The organism is Sorangium sp. So ce590 (genome assembly GCF_051521365.1).
Classification (GTDB): Bacteria; Myxococcota_A; Polyangia; order Polyangiales; family Polyangiaceae; genus Sorangium.
On sequence record NZ_CP150346.1, the window covers coordinates 24,602 to 36,736 of the forward strand.

9 protein-coding genes are annotated in these 12,135 nt (G+C 72.1%); 3 read left to right on the forward strand and 6 right to left on the reverse strand.

The window, feature by feature from the left end; all coding sequences use genetic code 11:
• Positions 1–3: 3 nt before the first annotated feature.
• Positions 4–516 (forward strand): hypothetical protein, encoded by a 513-nt coding sequence (locus WMF28_RS00085; RefSeq protein ID WP_437599932.1) that lies wholly within the window; start codon positions 4–6, stop codon positions 514–516.
• Here WMF28_RS00085 and WMF28_RS00090 read toward each other — a convergent pair.
• From WMF28_RS00090 to nusG, 3 genes are read right to left on the reverse strand one after another with little or no spacing between them, the layout of a single operon-like run.
• Positions 513–2,429: an ABC transporter ATP-binding protein gene (locus tag WMF28_RS00090; RefSeq protein ID WP_437599934.1), complete on the reverse strand. Its 1,917-nt coding sequence runs from the start codon at positions 2,427–2,429 to the stop codon at positions 513–515. The genes WMF28_RS00085 and WMF28_RS00090 overlap by 4 nt on opposite strands.
• Positions 2,430–2,458: 29 nt before the next feature.
• A complete protein-coding gene (locus tag WMF28_RS00095; RefSeq protein ID WP_437599935.1) occupies positions 2,459–4,255 on the reverse strand; it encodes an ABC transporter ATP-binding protein in 1,797 nt (598 codons plus the stop codon).
• Positions 4,256–4,280: 25 nt separating this feature from the next.
• Positions 4,281–5,690 (reverse strand): transcription termination/antitermination protein NusG, encoded by a 1,410-nt coding sequence (gene nusG / locus WMF28_RS00100; RefSeq protein WP_437599936.1) that lies wholly within the window; start codon positions 5,688–5,690, stop codon positions 4,281–4,283.
• 387 nt (positions 5,691–6,077) lie between these two features.
• Here nusG and WMF28_RS00105 point away from each other — a divergent pair, with 387 nt between their 5' ends.
• Positions 6,078–6,680, forward strand: a complete 603-nt coding sequence (locus WMF28_RS00105) for a zinc-ribbon domain containing protein (protein ID WP_437599937.1) — start codon at positions 6,078–6,080, stop codon at positions 6,678–6,680.
• A gap of 117 nt (positions 6,681–6,797) precedes the next feature.
• Here WMF28_RS00105 and WMF28_RS00110 read toward each other — a convergent pair whose 3' ends face one another.
• The 3 genes from WMF28_RS00110 to WMF28_RS00120 all read right to left on the reverse strand — a co-directional run bounded on the left by WMF28_RS00110 (position 6,798) and on the right by WMF28_RS00120 (position 10,937).
• Positions 6,798–8,690 (reverse strand): serine/threonine-protein kinase, encoded by a 1,893-nt coding sequence (locus tag WMF28_RS00110; protein WP_437599938.1) that lies wholly within the window; start codon positions 8,688–8,690, stop codon positions 6,798–6,800.
• 182 nt (positions 8,691–8,872) lie between these two features.
• Positions 8,873–9,727, reverse strand: a complete 855-nt coding sequence (locus tag WMF28_RS00115; protein WP_437599940.1) for an HAD hydrolase family protein — start codon at positions 9,725–9,727, stop codon at positions 8,873–8,875.
• A 10-nt stretch (positions 9,728–9,737) separates the two neighbouring features.
• Positions 9,738–10,937, reverse strand: a complete 1,200-nt coding sequence (locus tag WMF28_RS00120; protein ID WP_437599941.1) for a class I SAM-dependent rRNA methyltransferase — start codon at positions 10,935–10,937, stop codon at positions 9,738–9,740.
• Positions 10,938–11,173: 236 nt separating this feature from the next.
• Here WMF28_RS00120 and WMF28_RS00125 point away from each other — a divergent pair, with 236 nt between their 5' ends.
• A complete protein-coding gene (locus WMF28_RS00125; protein ID WP_437599942.1) occupies positions 11,174–12,106 on the forward strand; it encodes a hypothetical protein in 933 nt (310 codons plus the stop codon).
• Positions 12,107–12,135 lie beyond the last annotated feature (29 nt).

Here is a 12,135-nt window from a genome sequence, read left to right on the forward strand (position 1 = left end):
TCCATGCGAAGCCAGGGCGCGGGCGGAGGTGCTGCGCGGCGCTCGGGGTGGGCCGCCGCCTGCGCGGTGGGGGCGTCGGCCGCGCTCGCGGCGGGGTGCGCGCCGAGCCGGTGCGACCGGTCCGAGAGCGCGAACCCGCCCATCGAGTTCACCGAGGCCGCGCCCGAGGGGGGCGTCTACGAGACGTCGGCGCCGGACGGCGAGCTCCTCTATTTTCCGGGCGGCATGCGGTACGCGCTCAAGCACGGCCTCGGCGCGCGGCCGCGGTGGTGGCAGGTCTACCTGTCGTTCGAGAGCGACGGCACGAAGCGCGGCGGCACGCTGGCGCACGCGGCGGGCAACCAGGCCGAGGTGACCTGCGTGGACGACGAGCACCTGATCGTCATGAACGACAGCTGCTCCGAGTACTGGATGCGGGTGGTCGCCGGAGGCGCGGACGGCGCTGACGAGGGCGCGACGGGAGGCGCCGTCGCCGGCAAGTGCTACGGCGACGACCCGGAGCCCGCTGAACCCTAGGCCTGCGCCACCGCCTGCCGGGCGAACTGGAGCCGGTACAGCTTGCTGTAGACGCCGCCTGCGGCGAGCAGATCCTCGTGCGTGCCCTGCTCGACGACGCAGCCCTTGTGGAAGACGACGATGCGATCGACGGCGCGGATCGTCGAGAGGCGGTGCGCGATGATCAGCGCCGTGCGCCCCTCCATGGCGCCCTCGAGCGCGCGCTGCAGGCGCGCCTCGGTGTCGCTGTCGACGTTGGCCGTGGCCTCGTCCAGGATGAGGAGCGGCGGATCGCGGTAGAGGGCGCGGGCGAAGGCGATCAGCTGGCGCTCGCCAGCGCTGAAGTTGCTGCCGCGCTCGAGCACCGGGGCGTCGAGGCCGTCCTCGCGGCGCTCGAAGAGATCGAGCGCGCCGATGCGGTTCAGCGCGTTCACCACCTTCGCGCGATCCGGGGTCGCGTCGCCGGCCGCGATGTTCGTGAGCACCGTGCCGGGGAACAGGAACACGTCCTGGGGGACGACGGCGAACTTGCGGCGCAGCTCGTCGCGAGGGTACGCGCTCACGTCGCGGCCGAAGACCCGCACGGCGCCCTCCTCGACGTCGTAGAGGCGGAGCAGCAGCGACGCCACGGTGCTCTTGCCGGCGCCGGTCGCGCCGACCAGCGCGACCTTCTCGCCGCTCCTCGCAGCCATCGAGACCTGCCGCAGCACGGGCGCGCCCGGCTTGTAGCCGAACACGACGTTGTCGAGCTCGAACGCGACGCCCTCGTCCGCGGCCTTCGCCGCGCCGCTACAGCTCGCCGTCGCCGTCGCGTCCTCGTCCTTGTTGTCGAGCAGCTCGAAGATGCGCTCCGCGCCGGCCATCGCTGACTGCAGCAGCGTGTACCGAGCCGAGAGATCGCGGATCGGGACGAAGAACATGTCGATGTAGGCGACGAAGGCGAACAGCGTCCCGAACGAGATCTCCTCCTTCAGGCTCTTCACGCCGGCGTACCAGAGCACCGCGGCGATGCAGACGCTCGAGACCATCTCGATGGCGGCGTCGAGCGTCGCGTCGAGCACGATGGAGCGGTTGTTCGCGCTGCGGTAGGCCGCGTTGATCTCGTCGAACTCCTCGGCCGAGCGCTCTTCCCTGGCGTAGGCCTGCACGACGGCCATCCCGGAGACCTGCTCGTTGAGGTACGCGTTCATCCTGGCCGTCTTCGCCCGCACCTCCCGGAAGGCGTCGCGGATCCGGCGCCGCGTCCAGTTGACGCCGAGGGCGACGGGGGGCACCGCCGCGAAGGCGAGCAACGACATGCGCCAGTCGAGCGACACCATCACCACGACGATGACGGCGAGGCGGATCAGATCGCCGAACGCGTTGAGCGCGCCGGACGCGAACATCTCGCCGATCGCGTCCACGTCGTTCGTCACCCGCGTGACGAGCCGGCCGACCGGCGTGCGATCGAAGAACCCGAGGCGCCTCGTATGCAAGAACCCGAAGACGCGCACGCGCAGGTCGGCCATCGCGCGCGCGCCGGCGAGCTGCATCAGGTAGAGCTGCGGGAACGCGAGCGACTGCTCCGCGAGCATGATGCCCGTGAGCAGGAAGCCGTTGCGCGTGAGGCGATCGAGCCCGCCGGGCGAGTCGAAGGCGTCGAGCGCGTCGCGCATGATGAGCGGGCGCATGAGCGCCAGCAGGGCGGTGACGATGAGCAGCGACAGCGAGAGCGCGAGGTGCTTGCTCTGCGGGCGAACGAACGGCCATAGCCGCAGCAGCATGCGCGCGTCGTACGCCTCGCCGAGCTGCGCCTCCTCGTGGAAGCGGCTCAGCACGTCCTCGGTGCGGCTCGCCTTCTTCGCCCCGCGGCCCCTGTCCGCCGCCTGCGCCGGCCGCCGCGGGCTCGCGCCCACCTCTCCGGCGGCCGAGGGGCCGCTCGATTTCGACCGCATCGTCGCGCTTTCTCCGGGGCTCGGTTGCGTCACGAGAGCCCCACCGGCTGCGAGGACGGCGACGCCTCGAGGGTCGCGAGATCCTCTTCGAGCTGCTGCTCCTCGGCGAACGAAGCGTACAGCCCGCCCGCGCGGACGAGCTCGTCGTGCGTGCCGCGCTCGATGACCTGGCCCTGCTCCAGCACGACGATCGCGTCGCACCGCCGCGCGGCCGCCACCCTGTGCGTGATCAGGATGACGGTCCGTCGCGCCGCCTGCCGCTCGATCGCCTCGAGGATCGCCTGCTCGGTCTTCGCGTCGACGGCGGAGAGCGGATCGTCGAGGACGAGGATGTTCGGCTCGCGCACGAGCGCGCGCGCGAGCGCGACGCGCTGGCGCTGTCCGCCGGACAGCTGCACGCCCCGCTCCCCGACCACCGTGTCGAAGCCGTCCGGCAGCGAGAGGATCTCGTTCAGCACCTCGGCCTCGGCCGCGGCGGCGCGGATGGTCTCGGACGAGGCGGGCGAGTCCGGATCGTCGAGCGAGTAGCCGATGTTGCGGGCCACGGTGGTCGAGAAGAGGAACGCGTCCTGCTGCGCATAGCCGATGCTGGCGCGCACGGTCTCCAGGGGCAGATCGCAGATGTCGATGCCGTCCAGGAACACCGCGCCGCGCGGCGTGGGCATGAGCCGGGCGAGCAGCGTGGCGATGGTGCTCTTGCCCGAGCCCGTGCGCCCCACGATGGCGAGCGAGCCGCCCGCTTCGACCTCGAAGCTCACCCCGTCGACCACCTTCCTGGCGCCGTGGGAGAACGTCAGCTCCTTGACGGAGAGGGCGCCGCGGATGACCTCGGGGGACGGCGTCGGGCCGCTCACGACCTCGGGGATGGCGTCGAAGATCGCCTTGAGCCGCACGTAGCCGGCGCGACCGCGCTGGACGATCGCCGCGACGAAGCCGAGGGCGAGCATCGGCCACGTGAGCCGCAGCAGCGCCAGCCAGAAGGAGACGAAGTCCCCCCTCGTCATCTGCTTGTCCAGCACGAGCTGCCCGCCGTACCAGAAGACGATGAGCACGCCGACCGAGCTGATGGCCCCCATGAGCGGCCCCATGGATCCGCGCAGCTTCGCGAGGGTGAGGCTCTTCTCGAGGTAGGCCTGGTTCGTGCTCGTGAACGCCGCCATCTCGGACGCCTCGAGCGCGAAGGAGCGGACCACCCGGACGCCCGCGAGGCTCGCGAGGACGCGGTCGCTCATGGCGCCGATCGCCTCCTGGTTGTCGCGGGTGCGGACGAAGAGCTTGCTCGAGAACGAGCGGGTGACGAGCATCAGCGCGGGCATCGTCAGGAGCGCCGCGAGCGTGAGCCGCTTCGAGATGTGCAGCATCACGTACAGGGCGCTCGCGAACGCGAAGACCGAGCCGACGACGTTCAGCAGGCCGAAGCCGAGGAGGAGGCGCACCTGCGTCAGGTCGTTCGTCGCCCGGCTCATGATCTCGCCGGTCGGCATCTTGCGGAAGAAGGCCGGCCCGAGCTTGTGCAGGCGCGCGAGCAGGATCGCCCGGAGCTCGTACTCGACGTTGCGGCCCGCCGTGAAGATGGTGACCCGCGAGAAGACGCGCATGACCGCGGCGCCCACGCTCACCGCGAGCATGATGAGCGCCGCCCGCGAGGCCTCGTCCGACTGGAGGCCCACGGCGGCGTCGACGGCATCCTTGACCAGGAAGTCGCGCTTGGCCATGAGGAGCTGCTGCATCGCGAGCAGCGCCGCGCCGGCCAGGTAGAACGGGAGTTTGTGGCGGAACTGGGCGGCGAGCCCGACCGGGTAGGTTGAAGGATCGCGTTTGACCATTGAGGAGAGTGCCGCGCGGCGACGCTCAGCGCGCCTTGCGGGGCGTCGGCGCGAGCGGCTTGCGGTGCGACGTCGAGAGCGCAGGCCGATCTCGGGCATCGGCCACGAGATCGAGCTCGTCGAGATCGAGCCTCGTCGAGAGCAGGCCGAGCAGGACGCGCGCCCCTCCGCGCCCGTCGAGCTCGCTCACCACACCGATCTTGTCGCCAAAGGGCCCCCGCCGCACGCGCACCCGGCTGCCCTTCTCGAGCACGCCGCCCTTCGCGGGCTCCGGGGTGGCCTTCGCCGTGGCGTCCGGCTCGCCGGACGGGCCGCGCTGCGCCCGCGGCGCGTGCTCGACCGGCGGCTTCCGCGGAGCTTCGGCCTTCGTCGGCTGCTCCGCCTCGCCGTGCGGCGCTCGCCGGGCCGGGGAGCCGCCCTCTCCGCCGTGCCTCGGCGAGGGCCGCGGCTCTCCTCCGCGACCGGCGCCGGCCGCCGCCTTGAACAGCGTCGCCAGGGTCGGCCGGCGGGCGGGGAGGGCGGCCTCGACGCGCTCGTCGCCGCGCGCCCGCGCCTGCTCCATCGATCGCTCGCGCGCCCGGGCCTGCTCGGAGCGCCACCGCTCGTTCTCGGCCTCGATCTCGGCGTGGGCGCGCGCCCGCTCCTGCTCGATGCCCTCGAGCTTGTGGTCGAGCGCAATGCGGTCGTTCTCGCGCGACCAGGCGACGAGCCGGTAGATGGGGGTGAGCGCGACGAGCGCGTCCTCGAGCTGCTCGTCGAGGATGTCGGCGTGCTCGACCGCGGTCTCGCGCGGGACCGACCAGCCGATCCAGAGCGGCACCTGCCCGTCGGCGGCGCGGCGGAGCATCTCGGCGATCGCGTCGGGCGTGGCCGCGCTGCAGGCGACGCGATCGCCCCCGCCGGCGCCGAAGGAGAACTGCTCCGGGAGCGCGTGGAGGGCGCTCGTGAGCTCGGCGGCGAGCGGCGAGGCCGGCTCGCCCGTCGCCTCCTCGGTCGCCGAGAGGCGGGCCCGGAGGTTGTCGACGTCGACCTTCGCGTCCGGGTGGACCGCGAAGCACACCTGCACCTCGCCCTCCGAGATGCGCAGCGCGAGGAACGCGTGCCGCGTGTAGGGGCTCGGATCGTCGATCGCGTCGGAGATCGAGCGGCCGCGGTCGAGCAGGCGGTCGAGCTCGTCGCGCGCCGCCTGATCACGCCAGAAGAAGACCCACTGGCAGTCGGCCCGGTGCTTGTTGCGGATCGAGGGGTGCTCGTCCGAGCCGTGAACGTCGACCGAGATGCCGAGGTCGCCCAGCCGGGCGACGACGCAGCGCGCCCAGGCGAGCGCGCGCTGCTTCACCTCGAGGCGCGGGCGTGAGTAGGCCTTCGAGGTCGCTTTTTCGGCGGCGTACGCGTCGAAGTCACGAGCGGTGAGATGCAGGGAGGGATGGCTCATTGCTTCGACTGGCTGCGAGGCGCGGCGTGGGCGGGGGCTGCCCTTGGTGGGTCACGGGAGTCGCGGGAGGAGCTGCGCTCCTCGTGAAAGTCGCGCGGATGGTATCGTGAGGAGCTTCGAAATCAAAGCCTCCGCGCCGCGCGATCGATCCCGGCGATGCGTGGAGGCGGCACGCTTGACCGCCATGACAAGCATGTCACCGTAGGCACTCCCGTGCCCCATCAAGAGGGCGATCCCACCAATATCACCTAGATCCCCGCGTAAATTGCGCATCTCCGGCGCAGCGGGGCCGCTCCCGGGCGCTCCTGTTCCCCGCGTTATCCGAGCTTACCCGAGCACCCGAGCCCGTGAGCCTGCGAGGCCCGTCGGCCTGACGAAAGAGGAATCATGGAACAGCATCGAGACGAGCACATTGTCTGCGCGAGCTGCGGCACGTCGTTCCTATTCTCGGCTGCGGAAGCCGCCGTCTACGCCGAACGGAAGCTCGCGGCCCCGCCGAAGCGGTGCCGGACCTGCCGCCGCGCGCGCAAGGACAACCGAGGGGAGCACGAGAGCGCGCCGACCGCTCGCGCGGCACAGAACCAGCGCCCTGGGCCGGCCCGGAGCGCCGGCGGGTACCGCGGCGCGGCGCGCGGTGACGGTCGGCCCCGGAAGCCCCACTACACGGGCGACGTGAACGAGTACCGCAGCCCGATGCAGGACGCGTACTCGGGGCTTGCGCCCGCGTGGACGGCGCCGAGCGCCTACCCGCACCGTCCGCGCGCCGGCGCGCCCGTCCGCGACGACGGCAACTACCGCGCGCCGTCGTTCGCCGGCGAGCGCCGAGCCGTGCCGCAGGGCCGCGGCGCGCCGCAGCAGCAGCAGCGCAACCGTCCGACGTTCTCGATCACCTGCAAGTCGTGCGGCTCCGAGGGCGAGGTCCCGTTCAAGCCTGTCGAGGGCCGCGACGTGTTCTGTCAAGCGTGCTACCGCGCGCGCAAGCCCTCCTGAGAATCCCGTCAGCGCAGCGGCCTCGAAGCGGCGCAGAGGCCCGGCCATCGTTGGCCGGGCGCCGGGCGCCGGGCGCCGGGCGCCGGGCGCCGGGCGTCGGGCCTCTGGCGAGCGGAGCTAGAGGCTGATCTCGCAGGCGAGCTCGGAGGTGAAGCCGAGCTCGCCGAGCGTGATCGTGACCTTTACGCCCCCGCCGGACGCGCGGCGCGCCGTCTCCTCGACCATCCCCACGACCCACAGCCGGAGCGGCAGCGAGGCAGGGTCGAAGTCGCCGATGTGGAGCGTCACCCGCCCGGTCGGTCCGGTCGCCACGCGCCATGAGCCGAACGTGAAGAGCCGCGACCAGATCGAGGTCCCGCGGCGCATGAGCGACGCGATGTCGGTCAGCGGGCGGGCGAACAGCGTGCGCACGAGGCTGTGCAGCTCGCCGCCCACGCCGAGCCTGCCGATGTCGCGCCAGCGCTCGAGATCGCGCAGGACCAGCGACGTCGCGAGCTCCATGTACGCGTCGAGCGCCTCGAGATCGTATCCGACGAGCGCGTTGATCGAGTCGTGCTTGAAGTCGTCGGCGTAGCGGAGCGGCATCTGCGCGACGACCTCATCGCGGGCGCTCCTCCCGTACTCGTCGACGATGGTGCGATCGACGCTCCGCAGGACGGGGCCGCGCACATGGTACTGCCCCGCGAAGCGCGCCGGCAGCGGCCGGACCGGGGTGACGTTGGGCCGCCGCGTGTCGCGCTGCCGGTTGAGCAGGGCGCCGAAGTCGGCGCTGCGCACGGTCGGCTCGGCGCGGAGCCCGAGGTCGGCGCTGCGCACGGTGGGCAACGACTCGCCGCGCTGCGAGAGCATCGAGGGCTCCGAGCCTCGGTTCCGCAGCGCGTTCGAGAGCGTCGCGCCGGGCGCGGGCTTCGCCGGCTCGGACGACGGCCGCATCATGGGCGGCGCCTCGGTGACGCGCCCGCCCGACACGAGCGGCGGCGAGATGCGCATCGGCGGCGGAGGGTTCATGTCGAACGCCGTGCCCGCGCGCGATCGGTCGCGCGAGGACGAGAGCCGATCGCGCTCGTTCTCCAGGGCGCCCCCGAGGCTCAGGGCCATCCGCCGCTGCACGTTGATGAGCCTGCCGAGCGCCGCCGTCCGTCGCGGCGGATCTGGCGCGACGCGCTCGAGCTCGCGGACGACGTCGCCGGCCGTCTGGAAGCGCTTCGCGGGATCCTTCTGCAGGAGCCGCTGCACGATCGCCTCGAGCCGCGGGTCGACGGTCACGCCCGCCGAGGCGAGCGTGGGCACCTCCGCGTGCACGACGCGGAACGCGGTCGCCACGGCGGTCGGCGCGCGGAACGGCCGCGTGCCCGTGAGCACCTCGTAGAGCAGGACGCCCACGGAGAAGAGATCGCTCCGCCCGTCGAGCGGCGACTCCCCCGTGGCCTGCTCCGGCGACAGGTAGTCCGGCGTGCCGAACACGACGCCCGTGCGCGTCCGCGGCGAGGGGCCGTCGGAGTCGAGGACCTTGGCGATGCCGAAATCGAGCAGCCGGACGACGGCCGAGCCGCGGCTGGGATCGAAGGCGATGAAGATGTTCTCGGGCTTGAGGTCGCGGTGGATGATCCCCGCGCGGTGCGCGGCGTCGAGCGCCTCCAGCACCGGGAGCGCGACCCCGACGGCGGCCTCCATGTCGAGGCGGCCGAAGCGCGCGAGCGCCATGCCCAGCGACTCGCCGTCGAGGTGCTCCATCACGATGTACGGACCGAGCTCGCCGACGCCCGCGTCGATCACGTCGACGATGTTCGGGTGGCGGATCCGGTTGACCGCCTGCGCTTCCTGGAAGAACCGGTGAGAGAGCTCCGAGTTGTCCGCCAGCTCGGGGTGGAGGAATTTGATCGCAACGGCGCGACCTGCGAGCACGTGCTCCGCCCGGAACACGTCGCCCATGCCGCCCCCGCCGATGCGCTCCGCGAGGCGGTACTTGTTGTCGACGAGGAGGCCGGGGGTCGGGGGTCGAAACGCCATCTGCTGCCGCTGGCGGGCGAGGGACCAAGATCATGGTCCCCGAGAACACGCGCCCCTGTAAAGGGTTGGGAGGCACGCCCCTCCCGAAAGCTCGATCCTATTCCTTCGGTGCACGTCGCGGCTAGGTTACCTGCTCCAGGTGTGGGGCGGATCGCAGCGTGAGGCTCCTTGCCGAGGGGAGATCACGGCTCAGGTGCATTCTTCCGCAGTTCGACGATCCGGTGGGTGATCTCCGCGAACCCGCGGCCCATGGGATGGGAGGCCACGAACCGCGGCGGCACCGACAGCTTGCCGAGGTGGGCGCGCACGTTGGCCACGCCGAAGGTCAATGTAAATGCAGCGAAGGCGACGCCGTCGTTGCCGCTGTCGCCCACGAAGGCGTAGCGGTACCGGGCCCGGGTTGGATCCTCTCCGAACCGGGTCGAGAGCAGGCGTACGGCGCCCGTGGCCTTGTCGGCCGGGTCGCGGGTGAGGTGGAGGTGGACGCTCGAGACGAGCGTCCTCACCCCCCGCTCGCGCAGCATGGCGCGCATCTTCTGCACGTCCTCCGGCGGGACGCGCCGGTGCTCTCCGATGTCGATGGTAACGTCGGTCACCCTCTGGTCGTTGTCGTCCGCGAGCGCAGCCGCAGGAAAACGACGCACCATGTCATCGGCGAGCGCGACGAGCTCGGCCCGACGGGCCCGCCGTGTGTCGCGGTCCAGCGCGTCGAGCTTGACGACGCGGCCTGCGCCGGCGCTCGGGGCGAGCCCTTCTCCATGGCCGGCGATCGGACCGGCCTGCTCACGGACCAGCGCGACGGCTCCGTTCTCGACGATCGTCGCGTCGATCGGCCATTGCCGCTGGATCACCTCGCCCCATCCGGCGGGCCTGCCGGTGCAGGCGATCAACGCGAGCCCCGTCTCGCGCAGACGGAAGAGCGCACCGTAGGCGACCTCGGTGAGGGCGCCGTGATCCAGCACGGTGTCGTCGAGGTCGAAGATCACCCCGGCGAGGCCGCGCGCGTCGTCGGGGGTCAGCAGGGAGAGTGGTTTCATCGGGCGATCGTCAGAGCGCGTCGATGCGCGCGATGAGGCTCTTCAGGTAGAGCCCCTCGGGGAAGGCCGCGGGGACGGGGTGGTCGCCCCCCTGGAAGTGCCGGTCGAACACCGCTGCCTGCATGCGGGCGTCGCGCGCGCCGAGCGCGAGCGCCCGGGTGAGGTCGTCGAGGCTCACGGCGCTGGAGCAGGAGCAGAGCACGAGGATGCCGCCCGGTCGCGTGGCGCGGCACGCCCCGGCCGCGAGGCGCCGGTAGGCCGTGAGCGCGGCGTCCTTGGACGCGCGCGTGCCTGCGAGCTTCGGCGGGTCGCAGAGGACGAGGTCGAAGCCGCCCTGCATCGACGCGCTCTGCAGCGCCTTGCGGGCGTCGTCGCGCGTGAAGCTGATCCGGTCGAGCAGCCCGTTCTCCCGCGCGCACTCCGCCCCGACCTCGAGCGCCGTCGCGCTCTCGTCGATCGCGAGGACCTCGCTCGCCCCGCCGCGGGCCGCCGCCATGGCGAACGTGCCGACGAAGCAGAACGCATCGAGCACGCGCCGGTTGTGGGCGAGCTGCTCGACGCGGGTCCGCAGCGTCCGCTGGTCCAGGTAGAACCCGGTCTTGTGGCCGAGCGCGAGCGGGATCGTGTACCGCAGCCCTCGCTCGACGAACTGCAGCCGATCGAGCCCGGGGTCGCCGCGCACCACGCCGGTGTCGGCGGTGAACCCCTCGAGCTTGGCGAGGGATTCCGGGGTCCTGTCCACGATCGCGCGCGGCGAGAGGGCCGCCTGGAGGGCGTCGAAGATCACCCCCTCGCGGCGCTTGACCCCGATCGTCCCGAGCTGCACGACCACCGTGTCGCCGAACAGATCGACGATGAGCCCGGGCAGTCCGTCCCCCTCCGCGTGGATCAGCCGGAAGGCGTCGGTCTCGTGGCCAGGCGCCCGGCCGGGCAGGCCGAGCTCGCGGCGGTGCGCGATGGCGCGCTCGATCCGGTGCCGGAACAGGGCCGCGTCGATCGGCCTGTCCTCGCGCGTGTACATGCGCACCGGGATGGCCGAGCGCGGGGTGTAGAGCCCGCGGCCGAGCACGCTGCCGTACGGATCGGTGACCACGACCTCGTCGCCGGCCACGGCGCCGCCCTCGATGCGCGCGATCGCCTGAGCGAACACCCAGGGATGCCCCGACCACACGGGCCGAACATGACCCTGCTTCAACGTAACCGTAGGCATGATGGAACCCGATTGCTCTCGATGTTGGCAGGGCTGCCGACGGGGGCGGCCGTGCCGTGACGTTTGCCGTGGGAGCTAGTACCCTGCGGGACGGCGCGCGTGTGAACCTTCCGCCACAGCGCGCCGTGGCGGCCTATGCACGCCGGCGTGCTTCGCGGCCATGGTGACGACAATTCAGCGAGATGGTCGATGGCATCCCGGTTGCTAACTTCCCTGCACCGAAGAGGAGTCGCCCGATGCGCCGTTGCTTGACCCATGCCCTTGTTGCGGTGGCGATGACCGCGCCGATGAGCGCGCTCGCCCAGGAGAACAACAACTGTCCTCCTGGCGCGTGGTTCTGTGAGGACGTGGAGCCGCCCGGCGATCCCGCCGCGGGGCCGCCTTCCGCCGCCCCTGCCGAGGCCCTCCCGGCCGAGGCGCTGCCCCCCCCATCGCCGGCCCCACCCCCGCCGCCGGGCAGGCGCGCGACCCGTCCGGCTCCGCCGATCGTCGTCTACCAGACCTCGCCGCCCGGCCAGCCGCCGCAGGTCATCGTCGTGACGCCCGGGTCCGCTCCTCCGCCGCGTGTGATCGTGCGCCGCGTGGCCCCGCCGGCTCCGCCTCCGCCGCCGAAGCTGCGCTGGCGGCGCCAGTGGGGCGTCAACTTCCGCATGCAGGGCCTCATGATGAGCCGTGAGCACGGCGGCGCGGAGGACGCCGGCATGGGCGGCGTCGGCATCAGCCTGCGTTACCGGCCGGTCCCCGCGTTCGCGCTCGACCTCGGCGCCGACATCCTCGCGGGCAACGACTACCACGGCTACCAGCGGACCGAGGTGCCGCTCTCGCTGAGCGGGATGCTGTTCGTCAACCCGCGCAGCCGCACGCAGTTCTACTTCATGGGCGGCCTGAACATGTCGCACGCCGACGTCGAGCGACCCCTGAGCGAGGCGGCGGCCGGCGGCGAGGCGTACGTCTCGACCACCGAGTACGACTACTTCGGCGTGCAGGGCGGCATCGGCCTCGAGTTCCGGCTCTCCCCCCGCCTCGCGCTGAACATCGACGCGCTCGGCTTCGTGCGCAGCCGCACGGACGACGGTGTCGTTCCCGAGTTCAGGGATCCCGTGACCGGGCGAACGACGGATACGTCGGGCGGTGGGCTCTTCCGCGGTGGGCTCAGCGTCTACTGGTGAGCGTCTCGTCCTAGCCTCCTGTCCGCCCT